At 45.7% G+C, this 15,165-nt stretch carries 14 protein-coding genes; 7 read left to right on the top strand and 7 right to left on the bottom strand.

What is annotated here, in order from left to right; translation table 11 throughout:
- Positions 1-57: 57 nt before the first annotated feature.
- The 5 genes from ACSX1A_RS08890 to ACSX1A_RS08870 all read right to left on the bottom strand — a co-directional run bounded on the left by ACSX1A_RS08890 (position 58) and on the right by ACSX1A_RS08870 (position 5,650).
- The gene (locus ACSX1A_RS08890; RefSeq protein ID WP_439883275.1) at positions 58-1,524 is read right to left on the bottom strand and encodes an aminoacyl-histidine dipeptidase; all 1,467 of its coding nucleotides are present in this window, start codon (positions 1,522-1,524) and stop codon (positions 58-60) included.
- Between the two features lie 121 nt (positions 1,525-1,645).
- Complete coding sequence (locus ACSX1A_RS08885) at positions 1,646-2,284, bottom strand: YczE/YyaS/YitT family protein (RefSeq protein ID WP_439883274.1); 639 nt, start codon at positions 2,282-2,284, stop codon at positions 1,646-1,648.
- Between the two features lie 146 nt (positions 2,285-2,430).
- A complete protein-coding gene (locus tag ACSX1A_RS08880) occupies positions 2,431-3,324 on the bottom strand; it encodes a transglutaminase (protein ID WP_439883273.1) in 894 nt (297 codons plus the stop codon).
- Between the two features lie 330 nt (positions 3,325-3,654).
- Positions 3,655-4,764, bottom strand: coding sequence for a hypothetical protein (locus ACSX1A_RS08875; RefSeq protein WP_439883544.1), 1,110 nt, complete (start codon positions 4,762-4,764; stop codon positions 3,655-3,657).
- A gap of 91 nt (positions 4,765-4,855) precedes the next feature.
- On the bottom strand, positions 4,856-5,650 hold the full coding sequence (locus tag ACSX1A_RS08870; protein ID WP_439883272.1) for an FRG domain-containing protein: 795 nt from the start codon (positions 5,648-5,650) through the stop codon (positions 4,856-4,858).
- A 282-nt stretch (positions 5,651-5,932) separates the two neighbouring features.
- On the opposite strand from ACSX1A_RS08870, the gene ACSX1A_RS08865 reads away from it, so the two are divergent.
- The 5 genes from ACSX1A_RS08865 to ACSX1A_RS08845 all read left to right on the top strand — a co-directional run bounded on the left by ACSX1A_RS08865 (position 5,933) and on the right by ACSX1A_RS08845 (position 11,105).
- Positions 5,933-6,613 carry a type 1 glutamine amidotransferase domain-containing protein gene (locus ACSX1A_RS08865; RefSeq protein WP_439883271.1) on the top strand — a complete coding sequence of 227 codons (681 nt, stop codon included), beginning with the start codon at positions 5,933-5,935 and terminating at the stop codon, positions 6,611-6,613.
- A 194-nt stretch (positions 6,614-6,807) separates the two neighbouring features.
- Positions 6,808-8,535 carry a tetratricopeptide repeat protein gene (locus ACSX1A_RS08860; RefSeq protein ID WP_439883270.1) on the top strand — a complete coding sequence of 576 codons (1,728 nt, stop codon included), beginning with the start codon at positions 6,808-6,810 and terminating at the stop codon, positions 8,533-8,535.
- A gap of 173 nt (positions 8,536-8,708) precedes the next feature.
- Positions 8,709-9,596, top strand: a complete 888-nt coding sequence (gene cysM, locus ACSX1A_RS08855; protein WP_439883269.1) for a cysteine synthase CysM — start codon at positions 8,709-8,711, stop codon at positions 9,594-9,596.
- 121 nt (positions 9,597-9,717) lie between these two features.
- Complete coding sequence (locus tag ACSX1A_RS08850; protein ID WP_439883268.1) at positions 9,718-10,572, top strand: pirin family protein; 855 nt, start codon at positions 9,718-9,720, stop codon at positions 10,570-10,572.
- Positions 10,573-10,643: 71 nt separating this feature from the next.
- Positions 10,644-11,105: an SRPBCC family protein gene (locus tag ACSX1A_RS08845; protein WP_439883267.1), complete on the top strand. Its 462-nt coding sequence runs from the start codon at positions 10,644-10,646 to the stop codon at positions 11,103-11,105.
- Positions 11,106-11,162: 57 nt separating this feature from the next.
- On the opposite strand, the gene ACSX1A_RS08840 is transcribed toward ACSX1A_RS08845, so the two are convergent.
- Together ACSX1A_RS08840 and rluF are read right to left on the bottom strand one after the other, a co-directional pair.
- Positions 11,163-12,188 (bottom strand): pseudouridine synthase, encoded by a 1,026-nt coding sequence (locus ACSX1A_RS08840; protein ID WP_439883266.1) that lies wholly within the window; start codon positions 12,186-12,188, stop codon positions 11,163-11,165.
- A gap of 110 nt (positions 12,189-12,298) precedes the next feature.
- Complete coding sequence (gene rluF, locus ACSX1A_RS08835; RefSeq protein WP_439883265.1) at positions 12,299-13,288, bottom strand: 23S rRNA pseudouridine(2604) synthase RluF; 990 nt, start codon at positions 13,286-13,288, stop codon at positions 12,299-12,301.
- A 358-nt stretch (positions 13,289-13,646) separates the two neighbouring features.
- Between rluF and namA the strand changes: the two genes are divergently transcribed.
- On the top strand, positions 13,647-14,720 hold the full coding sequence (gene namA / locus ACSX1A_RS08830) for an NADPH dehydrogenase NamA (RefSeq protein ID WP_439883264.1): 1,074 nt from the start codon (positions 13,647-13,649) through the stop codon (positions 14,718-14,720).
- A gap of 52 nt (positions 14,721-14,772) precedes the next feature.
- On the top strand, positions 14,773-15,057 hold the full coding sequence (locus ACSX1A_RS08825) for a GNAT family N-acetyltransferase (RefSeq protein WP_439883263.1): 285 nt from the start codon (positions 14,773-14,775) through the stop codon (positions 15,055-15,057).
- Positions 15,058-15,165: the final 108 nt, after the last annotated feature.

Here is a 15,165-nt window from a genome sequence, read left to right as displayed (position 1 = left end):
CAGCGGCCGCTCAGAAACTTTCTGAGCGGCCGCTGCTTTTTAGGATAAAAATAAAAGCTATACTTTTTCCGGTACACGCTGTAGCGTTTCCAACAGGAAGTCCCAGTATTTTTGAACGGAGCTTACCTGCACTTTCTCGTCAGGGGAGTGAGCTCCGCGAATGTTCGGGCCAAAAGAGATCATTTCCATTTCAGGGTAATTGGCTCCTAGAATACCACATTCCAAGCCTGCATGACATGCATTTACATCCGGCTCCTCGTTAAACTTAGAGCGGTAAATGTCACTCATCAGCTTAACGATGGTCGCATCCGGTTTTGGCATCCAGCCTGGATAGGACCCGCTGAGCTCAACAGATGCACCTGCTAATTCCAGTGCTGATTTTATAGCAATAGCAAGATCCTTTTTCTCTGTATCTACAGAACTTCTTGTTAAGCAAAGCAAGCTATACTCTCCATCTTTTACCAGTACACGTGCCAGGTTGTTAGAGGTTTGCACCAGGTGCTTAATCTCAGGGCTCATGCGGTAAATACCATTCGGGCATGCATAAATGGCACGCAACAACTGACCGGTAAACTCCCTTGTGGCTACCTGCGCTGGCGCTGCAGTTTCCTCCAGAGTTACCTGCAGGTTGGGGTCAGTAGTGGCGTATTCCTTCTTCAGTATTGTCTTCTGATCTTCCACAAAAGCTTTAAAGTTGGCTTCTTCGGCTTGAGGAACAGCAACAACTGCAAAAGATTCACGTGGAATAGCGTTACGAAGTCCGCCACCATCAATTACAGCGATTTGCAGGCCAAACTGCTGAACGGCCTGCAACAGCAAACGGTTCATTAGTTTATTGGCATTACCACGTCCCAGATAAATATCCATACCTGAATGGCCGCCAGTCAGTCCTTTTACAACTAATTTGTAGCCTTTGGTGCCATCAAAAGAAGTACTTTCCTGCTCGTATCTGCCTGTGGCTGTTATATCTACACCGCCTGCACAGCCAATGGTCAGTTCACGGTCATCTTCCGTATCCAGGTTCAGCATAATGCTTGCGTCCAGTAAACCGCCTTTCAGTCCCATGGCGCCAGTCATGCCTGTTTCTTCATCAATGGTAAATAAAGCTTCGATGGCAGGATGCGCAATGTCTTTAGAAGCCAGCAAGGTCATGATAGAAGCTACGCCCATACCGTTGTCAGCACCCAGCGTAGTGCCATTTGCTTTTACCCAGTCACCGTCCACATACATTTCAATACCCTGCGTATCGAAATCAAAATTGGTGTCAGCGTTTTTCTGGTGCACCATGTCCAGGTGGCTTTGGATAGCCACTGTCTGACGGTTCTCCATACCTTTGGTAGCAGGTTTTTTAATGATCACGTTGCCGGTCTCATCCACATAAGTCTCAAGCCCTAAACTCTCACCGAATTCTTTGATGAAGCTGATCACCCGCTCTTCTTTCTTTGAAGGACGAGGTACCGCATTGAGGTCTGCAAAGTTGTTCCAAAGCGCTTTAGGCTCCAGGTTTCTTACTTCTGTGTTCATAGTTTGTGTCTGTAATTATGTCTGCAGTGGTGTGGAAACCGTAGCTGCAGAAACTGATTTTATTTTTCTAAAGTTACTAAGTTTAGCAGGATATTATAAGCTCCTTGTAAAAGGAGAGCCTTCACACCTTTACTTCTTCGTGCAATACAGGTGTTGAGATCCTGTCTCGGAGCTTTACAAAATGCTTAAGTGTGAACTGGAAGATGGGGCTGAACAGTAAGGTATAGAAAAAGGTGACCAGCGCTACAGGGCCTCCCATCAGCCAACCAATTACCAGCACGATCGACTCCACCAAAATACGGGCTTTACTGATGGAGAAGCCTGTTCTGTCAGAGATCGTTAGCATAAAGCCATCGCGGGGACCAGCACCGATACCGCCAGCCACATACAAGCCGCCAGCTGTACCTCCAATAATGATGGCTGCAAGCAAATAAGCGTAATCGATCCAGGTTCCTGTCTGGTCCGGAAGAATATCTATCCAGAGAAAGAAATCCATAAATGGGCCGATCAGGAGTGCGTTCAGGAAGGTGCCAACGTTGATATACTTCTTGCTGATGAACCAGGAAATCCCCACCAGGAAGAGACCGGTAATGACACTCCAGGTGCCGATTGAAAAACCGAATTTCTGAAAGAACGCTACATTGAGTACTTCCCATGGATGCAGGCCCAGGTACTTTACTTTTACAGCCAGTGCATTTCCGAGACCAAACAGCAGGAGTCCCATAAAAAAGAAACTGTAACGTATTATCCAGTTTTTCATATCAATGGTCAAAAGGGATATGGTGCTTCCGGTAAACAAAAAACACCTGCAAAAAGCAAGTGCAAGATTACTAAATCTAAACCAGAATATGGAGTAAAGGTTCTTATTCGTAAATAAAAGACCGCACAAGCAGGTGTGGCTTAGGCTTATCTGTCAAACGTAATCACGCTGTACAGCTCAGGCTCCAGGAAAGGGCCGCCAGGATAATGCGCCGTATAATCAAAGTTTATCCAGAGATCACCGCCTGTTTCATGAAAATGGATCTTACCCCCGTTCAACTCATCCGGAAACAAGGTTCGGAGCGCAAAACTTATCTTATCTATATCATCTACAGTTCCAACTTTTACCTCAGTGTACATATGGTTAGGAGAAATAACAATGCGTGCTTCTCCTCCAATGGCCATCACAGACGAAGCCATCAGGATAGCATAGTCATCGCAATCTCCGGCAAGCAAGCCCATACTTTCGGTGGGAGGGGAGTAGTAATCCATCCCCAGCGGGTCGTTAACATATTTCCAGTTCAGACGAATGTGCTTGAAGAGGGAAAAGTACCTGGTGGGTTTACCAAATTTACGGTAATACTCATCATGAAAATAGCGGGTGGAATTCTCAACGGCAAAGGCGCGTACCTTCGGGTGGGTTGACTGCATGGCACTGCGCACGCGCTGGTCCTGAAAATAGGTACCGCGTACCGGTTTAAAGTAGGATACCTTGTGCGGGTTACTCGTCATGTTAACCAACATGGCATTGTAATCGGCATAGATACCGTCCAGGGTCTGATCTTTAAAAGTGCTGTTAAAGGCGATCATGCCAAGCATACCTATAAACATCAACACGATCAGCTTTTTGCTGATCTTCGTGATAATGACAGAAACAGTGGCAGCCAGCATCAGGCACACCATAAAATGCAACTCGTAGTCGAGTGATCCGAAGGGTGGGATGTAAAAGCTAAGCAACACGGCCATCGGGAACACAATAATGATCTGGATGAACCGTACTACAAAGTTCAGTAGCAGCGATAATCGTAAGTATTGCGTCATAGGATCTCGTATTTGAGGTTTCTGGCGCTTCGGGACTGGGTAGCTTTACAAGATAAAGTAAAGCTTGAAGGCTCTCTATTCTTGTAACGCAAAAGCGGGGCCTTTTTGCTCCTAAAAATCAATTTATTTTTATTTTTTTTTGGCTATGTATAATATAGGCGGCTAAACAGTTTTTTTGGTTTAACTACAGAGTATTTTTAAAGTGTGGTAAGTGACTAAGAATAAGAAATTTGTTGTTGAATTTGTTTTTAATACTTCGATTCACCGCCCCTGGTACAACGAGCAGGAGTAAGGCACCTGCTCGCTGTACTATTTCAGGAACTAAAATTTCTACTGGTACTGAATGTACATTGGGGTTGGCTTTAAAGCCAGTACCTCCTCAGGTGTCATTAAACGAGAATTGTTTTTGGTATCGTTCTTATAAAACAACTTAAAACCAGTGAATTGAACAGGCTCATTTTTGATATAACGGCGATAAGTGTCTCTTTTTAGTGAAGGCGGTCCCCAGCCATCCATGTGCATTACAATTTGTACTTCTGGTCTAAGCTTTATGTCGTCTGCATTGGTGATCATGCGTTGCGTAAAACGATGCACAATAAGCAGTTTAGGAGGCAAGTTGTGCTCCTTGGTCAGGTCAGCAAGGTACTTAGTAGCGTAGTTAATATCTGCCGCATCATAAGTGCCTATTTTCCGTCCGGGCACGCCTCCGTCTTTCATCGAGAATTCTGCATCAACACCCAGGTGTACGTTCGGCAGCTGAAGGTATTTCTCTAATCGCGGGAGTTCTTCCTGCAGTGTGCTCTGGCCAACCTGTACATCCAGAAAAACAATAGCATCACGTTTTTTCGCCATCTCCAGAACGCCATCAATCATATTATCAGACATACGTAGGCGGTATTTGCCACCGGCACTAGGGTGCCCTTGTGCGGTAACCACAATGGCATGCAGTGCAGGCTGCACAGGTGTCAGGGAATCAGCCTTGTTCCACTTGGCCACTTCTTCATCTAATTTGGCAAGCACCTGCTCTTCGGGTAACTCACCTAGTATGCCCATGCGCTTGGAAAGCGGGTTGCCATAGTATGCCAGTATGCGTTTATGAGGAAGTAAGGCACCAGGTAATGGCTTAGGTCCAGGATATTGATAAGAAGTATCTGTTTTGGGTACTTCTGTTTTAGCGGCTAAAGCGGAGTCAGGGGCTGTTACTTGAGTTACAGTATCCGGCTTGGTTGCCGTAGCCAAGGTAGCCTCTGAGGGTGCTTTAACAGCGGCAGCTGCGGAATGAGCCTCCTGCTCCTGGGAACAGGAAGTGCTAAAAAGCAAGCAACCAAACAAAGCGGCGGCTGCGGCAGGACTCGTAAAACGTTTTGGATTAAATTTTATGCAGGTAAAGTCACTTAGCCGGAAAATAGCTTTTTCCAGTGTTGATTTGCGCGGGTTCATCAAAAGTAAATATGTAAAAGAGTTTTCAATGCTGAATATAAGCAATTACGCAGCAATGGCCCTTAAAAACATAAAGAACTTAGTGAAATTTTCACTTATGTGTGTAATGGCGCTTTAGCCATTGGCTAAGTCCTGACAAACCCGGGAAAAGTACACGCTCCGTGATGTTAGCCTGATCGAGCTTATCCCGTATTTCCCATTTCAGATGGGCAGGTATGATCACTCTGAAATACAACTCGGAATGGTTCAGTAGCCACTTGCTGAGTTCTGCTTTTACATCAGACATCATAGAGAAAAGTGCATACTGGTGCACAATGCGGGCATCAAGGGAAGGCGGCTCGAGGAAAATAACATAATCTTCCTCCTGAAAACTTTCCAGTGCTTTAAAGGATGGTGCCACAGGGCTGAGCATTTCTGGCGTAAATACGTTCGATCCCTCTTCTTCCAGTGCCTTTTTTAGGGGTGAAGGAAGTTGATCACGGGTCTTTACATAATTTACACACCAAACACAGCCATCCTGATCGAAAGTAGTAAGATCTTCGGTTGCAAAATGAAGTGCAACATAAGGTGAATAGGTCCAGTCCAGGAGTCGTGTGGGCAGGCCATGATGCTGGGCCACTGCCAGCCAGTTCCAGATAGAGTCTCCGGGCACAGCATTGTTGTGGGCATACTTGCGAAAATTGCGCAGTAAGTGAGGCTCCAGCAAGTCATATTTACTGCCGATGCGCATGATGCTGGTACTCAAACTAAAATCTTTGTTATAAGTACCCCTGTATACATAAGCCGACCTGAAGCGCTCTATCTTATCATCCCAACTATGATCGAATAAAGCGGCTTGTAACTCAGACCAATTACTTACTACAATATCTTCAACAGGATGTTCCATTGTATGGCTTTAAGAGTGTTTAATGCTGCATACTATTTAAAAAGTGCTTGGTTACAAGTTAAAGATAAAGTAGCAGCAGACCTAATCTAACTGGATTTTAGAATTGGGTATAACTGCCTTCTATGGCGCATACTTGAACAGCAACCTCTTTAAAACTGCTCCTGCTCAATATTTAAAATAAGCAGCAATTTGATACTTACTGCGTATAACAAAGGCAGCACGCTGAAGGCAGTGCCGGATTGAAAACTATTGAATTTTAAATGATTAAGTAACTATCACGCTATGAAAGTATTAATTGTTCTAACATCCCACGCAGAACTAGGTGACACGGGTAAGAAAACCGGATTTTGGGTAGAAGAATTTGCTGCCCCTTATTATACCTTGTCTGATGCAGGTGTAGACATCACGATTGCGTCTCCTAAAGGTGGACAACCACCAATTGACCCGAGTAGCGAGTCCCCGGATGCACAGACGAAAGCAACGAAGCGTTTTTATGAAGACAAGGAATTGCAGGAAAAGCTATCTAAGAGTAAAAAGTTAAGTGAGATAAAAGCCGAAGATTACGATGCTGTTTTCTATCCTGGGGGCCATGGTCCGCTCTGGGACCTTGCCAATGACAAGGACTCTATCAACCTGATTGAAAAATTTTATGCGCAAGGCAAACCCCTGGCACTTGTTTGCCATGCTCCTGCAGCATTAGCAAAAGTTAAAGACTCGGAAGGAGAGCCATTAGTCAAAGGTAAAAAGGTAACAGGATTCACTAATTCAGAGGAGAAAGCTGTGCAATTAACAGATATCGTTCCTTTTTTGGTGGAGGATAAACTGAAAGAACTGGGAGGAAACTATAGCAAGGCCGACGACTGGCAAAGTTATGTTCTTAAAGACGGATTACTGATTACGGGGCAAAATCCTGCTTCTTCGGAAGGAGCTGCAGAAGAATTGTTAAAAATGTTGAAGAAGTAAATTTCGGATATACCCAAAGAGCCTCCCCGGATACTTGTATCCGGGGAGGCTCTTTATTTTATGACCGCTAGTTGTGTATAGAGTGTTTATGGGTTGCATTTTCTGCCACAGTAAAATTCAATTATTGCTACTGTACTTACGTATAAATGAGGGTATTACACTTATAAATGGTAGCCCAGTTTATTGTTTTAACTATGAAAACAATCGGAATATCGGTTTCAACACTTATTTTGGTTGGATGTGGCGCAGCAGAGGTACAGGATGCCAGGAACGCAACTGCTTCGGGCACACAGGTTGTTATACCACTTTGTAAGCCACCCGCAACTGCCGATACGCTTTGGTATACGCTTAACCAAAAGGCACCCTTGCTGGAGGGATTGGCAGGAATAAATTTTAAAATTTCGACGAACAGCGCTGAAGCACAAAAGTTTTTTAACCAGGGATTGATGTTAGCTTTTGGTTTCAACCATGCTGAAGCTGCCAGGTCTTTTTTTGAAGCAACCAGGCAAGATCCTTCCTGTGCCATGTGCTACTGGGGCTATGCCTATGTACTCGGGCCAAACTATAATGCAGGTATGGAGCCAGATAATTATAGCAGGGCCTATCAGGCAGTACAGCAGGCAAAGAGACTGGCAAGCAATGCCACACCACAGGAACGTGAGTTAATTTTGGCGCTGGAAAAGCGCTATCCAGCAGATCTGGTAGCAGACCGGAGTTCATACGATCAGGAATATGCCGAAGCATTAGCTAAACTGAACAAGACATACCCAACTGATCCACACATTGCAACCATGTATGCAGAAGCTGTCATGGACCAGCACCCCTGGGATATCTGGCAAAAGAACGGGCAGCCGCAACCCTGGACAGAAACAATAATAGCAACTTTGCAACAAGCAATGAAAATTGCACCTGAGCATGCTGGTGCTAACCACCTGTACATACATGCTACAGAAGCGTCTAAACACCCTGAAGATGCTTATAAAAGCGCCAGACTATTGGAAACACTGGTTCCAGGAGCAGGTCATCTGGTTCACATGCCGTCACACACCTACATCCGCACCGGTGACTACCATGCAGGTACGCTGGCTAACCTGCGCGCCGTAAAAGCGGACAGTATTTACACAACTGCCTGCCATGCCCAGGGAATATACCCACTGGCTTACTATCCTCATAACTATCACTTTATGGCTGCAACAGCAACCTTAGAAGGTAATAGTAAAATAGCTATGCTGGCTGCCGGAAAAGTTGCAGATCAGGTATACCCTGATTTGATGAAAGAACCAGGTTGGGAAACGCTGCAGCATTATTATACTATTCCTTATAATGTGGCCATAAAATTCGGACTGTGGGATGAGGTATTGCAAATGCAGAATAAGGATACCAGCTTTATATATCCCGAGGCGATCCGTCATTATGCATACGGGATGGCATATGCAGGGAAAAATGATCTTGATCAAGCACAGGCTGAGTTGGCTAAACTTAAAGAGTTGGGAAACAAACCTGAGTTAAAAGAAATGACGATATGGGGGATAAATTCAATGCAGGAGATAACTGCAATAGCTCAACGGGTGCTGGAAGGAACCATACTGGCGAAGCAGGGAAAGTATGAACCAAGTATAAAACTTTTACGCGAAGCAACAGCTATTGAAGATAACCTCAATTACAACGAGCCACCTGATTGGTTTTTCTCTGTAAGGCATCACTTAGGGGCTGTACTGCTTAAGGCAGAAAATTACGATGAGGCTGTAGCTGTATATAAGCAAGACCTTCAACAGTTGCCCCGAAATGGTTGGGCTTTGCATGGCTTGGCACAAGCTTATGCTAAAATCGGAGATGCTGACAAGGCAAATTCAACACAAAAAGCATTTGATGATGCATGGCAGTGGGCAGATATAATGCTGGAAGGATCTGAGGCAAAATAAGGCCTGAAGCACCTCCACTGCCACCATAACCGCTACACTTAAAGCACATTTCAAACCTTACCGTTTTAATCCGTATAGCTTGTGTAATCACCTGCAGTTTCAGGAAAATGAGCTGATTGAACAAGACTCGTTTTTTTCTGTTGAACTAACAGCTTCACAATTAAATATACCGGATGGCAACTTTGCTCGATTTTATTGGAAATACCCCCTTAGTTGAATTAACACGCATTAATACCAAACCTGGCGTAAAACTATTTGGCAAACTTGAGGGGAATAACCCAGGTGGCAGTGTAAAAGACCGTGCGGCCTATAGCATGATAAAAGGTGCCCTGGACCGTGGTGACCTGAAGCCGGGCATGAAGCTGATTGAGGCCACCAGTGGCAATACAGGCATTGCTCTTGCAATGATCGCGCGGCTTTTTGATACCGAAATAGAACTTGTTATGCCTGCCAGCGCAACAAAAGAGCGGGTACAGACCATGGAAGCGTATGGCGCGCACGTTATACTTACTCCTGCCGAAAGATCTATGGAAGGTGCGATTGATTATGTGGCGGAGCAGGTGGAAAAAGGAGGATACCTGGTGCTGAACCAATTTGGCAACCCGGATAATTATAAGGCTCACGTACGCACCACAGGACCGGAAATATGGCGGGACACGAATGGGCTTGTTACACATTTCGTTTCATCTATGGGCACTACAGGTACGATCATGGGAGTGTCCCGGTACCTGAAGGAGCAAAACCCTGAGGTGCAGATCATAGGGGCACAACCTGTGGAAGGTTCCCAGATACCAGGTATCAGACGCTGGCCCAAAGCCTACCTCCCTAAAATCTTTGAACCAGAGCGTGTAGACCGTACCATTGATGTAAGCCAGGCAGAAGCCACCGCCATGACCAGAAGGTTAGCGCGAGAAGAAGGTGTTTTTGCAGGAATGAGCAGCGGTGGGGCGGTACATGTGGCAACAAAACTAATTGAGGAACTGGATGAGGGGGTAGTGGTCTGTATCATTTGTGACCGGGGTGACCGTTACTTGTCCTCGGACTTGTTTGCGTCCACTTAAAAACCACTGTTTACCGTAATAGTATTTATCAGTTTAAGTTGCTGTAAAATAGCAGTCAAATTTGCTTGTGTGCCGCCTGAATTATAATTTAGTGTAGGTACATTAAATTAAGAAAGTCAAAATGAGAAAAATCAAGAAGATACATAAAGCTGTTAACGCCCCAATGGATGACCTGATCACTTACCGGGCCATGCCTACCCGTGAAGTGGAATACATTGATCCATTCCTGTTCCTGAACCACCATGGTCCGCAGGTGTATAAGCCCGGGAACAGGGGGCTGCCATTTGGCCCACATCCGCACCGCGGGTTTGAGACTTTAACGTTTATAGTGGATGGCGACATCATGCACCAAGATACCGGGGGTGGCAAAGATGTGATTAATGCAGGCGGTGTTCAGTGGATGACTGCTGGCTCAGGATTGATCCATGCTGAGGTATCTTCGGAGAAGTTCAAGAAAGAAGGAGGCCCCCTGGAGATCCTGCAGTTGTGGTTTAACCTTCCGGCACAGTATAAAATGACCCAGCCAAAATATGTTGGGCTGCAGAAGGATCAGATCCCGGTAGTGACAGAAGATGATGGCAAAGTAAAGGTGAATGTTATTTCCGGTAACTGGAAAGACACACAGGGGCCAATACCGTCTTTAAGTGACATCCACATGGCAAGTATAGAAATGCAAAAAGGAGGAAGCTTTACAAGTAAAGTGGATGCTGAGCGGAATATTTTCTTTTATGTGGTGCGGGGCAATGTACTTGTTAACGGTGAAAAAGCATCAAAGCTCCACTTAGTAGAGTTTATAAACGAAGGAGAAGAGATAAAAGTAGAGGCGCAGGAAGATAGCTATATTCTTTTTGGCCATGCCAAACCATTCAATGAGCCTGTAGTGGCACATGGGCCATTTGTGATGAATACGGAGCAGGAAATACAGGAAGCCTTCCGCGATTACCAATCAGGTAAAATGGGTAGTTGGGAAGGGTAACTAAGTAAAAGGCGCTGCAATTAATTGCGGCGCCTTTTACTTTACATTCAAAAAGAGTGTAATTTTCCGGTATGGCAGACATATATCATCAGGTACTTATACAGGCTGACAGAAAAACTGTTTATGAGGCCGTTACCACTAAAAAAGGATTATCTAACTGGTGGATTGCGACTTGTAAGGTTAAACCGGAAGTAGGGTTTATGAATGAATTTGCAACAGAAGGTTACGGTACTAACTACATGAAAGTGCTGGTTTTGGAGCCGGAAAAGCTTGTGAAGTGGGAGTGTAATAATCTTGGCGATGCCTGGAAAGGTACATTTATCACGTTTGCTATATCTGAGAAAGGGGCTTTTACCTGTTTAGACTTCAAACATGAGGGTTATGCGTCAGCAGATGAAGTATATGCTACTTGTAATTACCATTGGGCACGGCACCTGTTCATGCTCAAAGTCTATTGTGAAAAAGGTATTTCCTTGTTAAATCAGGAACAGGAATCAAAAGAGATCAAAGCAGTGCACGGAACAAAACTATAAAATAAAAGGGCCGGTTGTTATCAGATAACAGCCGGCCCTTTTATTTTATAGTTTCACTTATCGCGAACGACCGGATGAACCGCCGCCACGTGACGGGCCACCTTTTTTTGCTCCTCCTTTAAAGCCGCCACTTCCTGTGCCTGGTTTGGCAGGTCCTTTTGCACCGCCTCTTGCACCTTTGGCAGGGGTATCAGTTTTGGGTCTGGATTTGCCAACACGCATACCTGAGCCGCTTCGCTCTGTTGCTGCAGTTTTACCCGGCTTCTGATAACCTCCTCTTTCTGAAGAAGGCTTGTCTTTGCCGGCAGCCCCTCTTGCGGCAGTCGCTCTGGAATCCCTGGACTCAAAACGGCTCTTGGAAGATTCTTTAACTGGTTTGGCAGCAGCGATCAGCTTCAGGTTTTCTACTTCCTGGCCTGTTAAAGTGCGCCAATGCCCTTTTTGTAATTTAGTTAGGGCGATGTTCTGTACTTTTACGCGCTGCAGAAAGGTCACCTGGTAACCCAGGGCTTCACAGGTCTTTTTTATACTATGGTTCATTCCGGGCTCCAGTACAATGCGGAACCGGGTAGTAGATTCTTTATTTACAACTGCTTTTTTAGGGTTGCCATCTTCAAAAGAAGCACATGCCTCACTTAGTTTGGATATAAAATCCGAGGTGAATGGCCTGTTTACGGTTACAACCAGCTCTTTCTCCAGCTTCATGTCGGCTTTGGCAAGCTTTCTGACAAAGTCACTGTCGTTGCTCAGGAAAAGAACGCCTTCATCTTCTCTATCCAGTTTGCCAACAGGCTGCAAGGAGGCAGGGTGGTTTATAGCCCGCACCACATTGTCGCGCACGCCCATGTCTGCAGTTGCCGATAATCCGGAAGGCTTGTTCAGGACCAGGTACACAGGTGCTTCTTCACGCACGGTCAGGGTCTGGTCATCAATTCTTATTTTATCCTTAGGCGTTACTTTAGTACCTGCTTCCGGCTCTTTGCCATTTACAGTTACCCTGCCTTCTTCAATTAACCGGTCGGCTTCGCGGCGGGAGCAGAAGCCGGTATCACTTATAAATTTATTTAGTCGCTTTGGTTCCATGATCTTGTGTTGGCACAGTACAATAAGAGTGTAGTTTAGTAAACTATCTTTTGTTACACCGGCAATTTATGAATGAGCAAAATTACGGGAAAAGGATCGTTTAACCTATTCTACCTGCCGCGCTTGCTGCCTCCACTTCTGCCTTTCCCGCCTGTTGATCCTTTCGGACTTCCTTTTGATGCTCCCCGCGATCCTCTGGCAGTGCTGGAGCTTTTAGGTTTTTCGCGCTTGCCCGATATAGTACTCTTGCCACCTTTAGTCGGTCCACCCGGACGGGATGGCCTGCCGGATGCTGAACCACCGCTTCGTTGCTTTGGCTTATTGCTTTTGGCAGGGGAGGGTGCCTCAGTAGTTCCGGTTCGCTTCTTACCTGTAGATCCTTCTTCTGTTTTAACAGATCCGGCAACCAGGCGCTGTAGTTCAGCAACTTCGGTGTCTGTCATGTTGCGCCATTGGCCCAGTGGTATTTTTTGAAGCGACAAATGCATAATGCGAGTCCGCTGCAATGTTTGCACTTCGTAGCCCAAAGCTTCGCACATCCTCCTGATCTGGCGGTTCATGCCCTGAGTAAGTATGATACGGAACCTGTTGGCCCCTTCCTGCGTCACTTTACACTTTTTGGTATTAACCCCAAGAATAGATACCCCACTACTCATCTTGTCAACGAAGTCCTGGTTGATGGGCTTATCCACTGTCACCACATATTCTTTCTCGTGTCTGTTGCCCGCACGCAGAATTTTGTTTACAATATCCCCATCATTCGTCAGTATGATCAGACCCTCAGAATCTTTATCGAGGCGACCAACCGGGAAAATGCGCTCCGGGTAATTAGTAAAACTGATGATGTTGTCACGCTGCGAGGTATCAGTAGTCGTCTCGATGCCGGCTGGCTTGTTAAGCAACAGGTAAACCGGTTCCACATCCTCTACCTGCAGCAGGTTGCCATCTACCCGCACTTTATCCCTGGTAGTTACCTTGGCTCCGATTTCAGGGCGTTTCCCATTTATTGTAACGCGCCCCTGCTCAATCATTTTGTCGGCTTCGCGGCGGGAGCAAAGGCCGGAATCGCTTATGAACTTATTTAATCTGATGGGTTCCATAGAGGTATGTTAGCAGCTGTACCTGCTAATTTATACTAGATTTTGTCCTCAAAAGTACGGTAAAGCAGGTGATTTACCTATTACGATGCCATCATCTCGCTTTCATCAAAACCTAAAACAAACAATCGTTCTTCAGGCACTGCTTTTTTGCGCTAAAACTAGCTTTTTACTTTTAACTGATAAGGAAAGGAGAAGAAGTAAACGTGCGTACAAATGCTGGCATGATCTGCTTTGTGAAGGATGATGCTGTAGAACCAAATTTTATACGAGCAATTCGTTTCTGACTTTTACTTTAACTCTAAGCTTTTTACAGCAGTATATGTTACCTTAGGTTGAAAATAAATTATAGCTCATCCGTATGTCTAAACTCTTCTCGCCGCTGCTTATCCGTGGCATAAAACTTAAGAACAGAATCGTGGTTTCGCCGATGTGTATGTACAGCAGTGTGGACGGCTTTTCTACTGACTGGCACCTGGTGCACCTGGGTAGCCGTGCTGTGGGTGGCGCCGCTTTAGTACTTGCCGAAGCCACAGCTGTTGTTCCGGAAGGAAGAATTACGCCGCATGATCTTGGTCTATGGAATAATGAGCATATCGAAGGCCTCCAACGGATTACCAGCTTCATTTCAGAACAAGGATCAGTACCGGGCATTCAACTGGCACATGCTGGCAGAAAGGCAAGTCATCACCGGCCCTGGGACGGGGGCGGAGCCATCAAACCACAAGACGAACACGGCTGGCAAACTGTAGCACCCAGTGCCCTGCCGTTTCAGAAAGGCGACCCTGTTCCGCATGAGCTTAGTATAGATGAAATTCAGGATGTTATCAACGCCTTTGTTGCTGCCGCAAAAAGAAGTATAAAGGCAGGCTTTAAAGTGATCGAACTCCATGCAGCCCATGGTTACCTGCTGCACGAGTTCTACTCTCCGCTCAGTAACCACCGAACCGACGCGTATGGGGGTTCATTCGAAAACCGAATCCGATTATTGATAGAGGTAACGGAGCGGGTACGCGAAGTATGGCCTGAAGAATACCCGCTTTTTGTGAGAATATCTGCAACCGACTGGACGGAGGGAGGCTGGACTGTAGATGATTCTGTGGCACTTGCACTGGAACTAAAGAAACGTGGCGTCGATCTGATCGATTGCTCTACAGGAGGCAATGTACCAGCTGCTAATATCCCGGTAGGGCCCGGATACCAGGTTCCGTTTGCACAACAGGTAAGGCAGCAGGCGAATGTGCTTACAGGTACTGTTGGGCTAATTACAGAAGCCTGGCAGGCGGAAGAGATCCTGGTAAACGGCCAGGCAGATATTGTATTGCTGGCCCGGGAACTGCTCCGTGATCCTTATTTTGCAATGCATGCAGCACTGGAATTAGGCGATGAGCATCAGTGGCCACCTCAGTACGAGCGTGCAAGGCCAAGGACATAAGCAAACATCCAAAGGTAATTACCGTTTAGAGGCAAGAAAACCTATATAGCTCATGAACAAACAAATCATACACGACGAAGAAGACCTGCGCTTCTATATGTTGATCGGAAGCAACGAAGCAGAACTTACTTATACCTATCCCGAAACTGAAGTAATGGACTTTGATTATACCTTCGTGCCCGAAAGTGATCGTGGTCAGGGAATTGCAGACGAGCTGGTACGTCAGGGTTTAGAGTTTGCCAAATCTAATAACTACAGAATTATTCCTTCCTGCCCCGTGGTAGAAGCATACATTAAACGTAATCCGGAATACAAAGAAATGATACAACCAGAGTAAGATAAATGATGGGATACAGGGAAACCTGAGGGACGCCTATTGTCTTCATCATACAGAATCATTACTTTAGAATCGGCATCCTGCTTTAGAATTAATTCTTTAAGCAGG

This window comes from Pontibacter sp. MBLB2868 (assembly GCF_051904785.1).
Classification (GTDB): domain Bacteria; phylum Bacteroidota; class Bacteroidia; order Cytophagales; family Hymenobacteraceae; genus Pontibacter.
The sequence above is the reverse complement of the archived record's forward strand: the minus strand, read 5'-3'. Positions and strand labels throughout refer to the sequence as shown.

Bases quoted from the DNA above. Each gene is read 5' to 3' on its own strand.
- ACSX1A_RS08850 (WP_439883268.1), top strand. From the start codon at position 9,718: ATGAGAAAAATCAAGAAGATACATAAAGCTGTTAACGCCCCAATGGAT.
- ACSX1A_RS08860 (WP_439883270.1), top strand. From the start codon at position 6,808: ATGAAAACAATCGGAATATCGGTTTCAACACTTATTTTGGTTGGATGT.
- rluF (WP_439883265.1), bottom strand. From the start codon at position 13,288: ATGGAACCCATCAGATTAAATAAGTTCATAAGCGATTCCGGCCTTTGC.
- ACSX1A_RS08825 (WP_439883263.1), top strand. From the start codon at position 14,773: ATGAACAAACAAATCATACACGACGAAGAAGACCTGCGCTTCTATATG.
- ACSX1A_RS08870 (WP_439883272.1), bottom strand. From the start codon at position 5,650: ATGGAACATCCTGTTGAAGATATTGTAGTAAGTAATTGGTCTGAGTTA.
- ACSX1A_RS08880 (WP_439883273.1), bottom strand. From the start codon at position 3,324: ATGACGCAATACTTACGATTATCGCTGCTACTGAACTTTGTAGTACGG.
- ACSX1A_RS08840 (WP_439883266.1), bottom strand. From the start codon at position 12,188: ATGGAACCAAAGCGACTAAATAAATTTATAAGTGATACCGGCTTCTGC.
- ACSX1A_RS08845 (WP_439883267.1), top strand. From the start codon at position 10,644: ATGGCAGACATATATCATCAGGTACTTATACAGGCTGACAGAAAAACT.
- cysM (WP_439883269.1), top strand. From the start codon at position 8,709: ATGGCAACTTTGCTCGATTTTATTGGAAATACCCCCTTAGTTGAATTA.
- ACSX1A_RS08865 (WP_439883271.1), top strand. From the start codon at position 5,933: ATGAAAGTATTAATTGTTCTAACATCCCACGCAGAACTAGGTGACACG.
- namA (WP_439883264.1), top strand. From the start codon at position 13,647: ATGTCTAAACTCTTCTCGCCGCTGCTTATCCGTGGCATAAAACTTAAG.
- ACSX1A_RS08885 (WP_439883274.1), bottom strand. From the start codon at position 2,284: ATGAAAAACTGGATAATACGTTACAGTTTCTTTTTTATGGGACTCCTG.
- ACSX1A_RS08875 (WP_439883544.1), bottom strand. From the start codon at position 4,764: ATGAACCCGCGCAAATCAACACTGGAAAAAGCTATTTTCCGGCTAAGT.
- ACSX1A_RS08890 (WP_439883275.1), bottom strand. From the start codon at position 1,524: ATGAACACAGAAGTAAGAAACCTGGAGCCTAAAGCGCTTTGGAACAAC.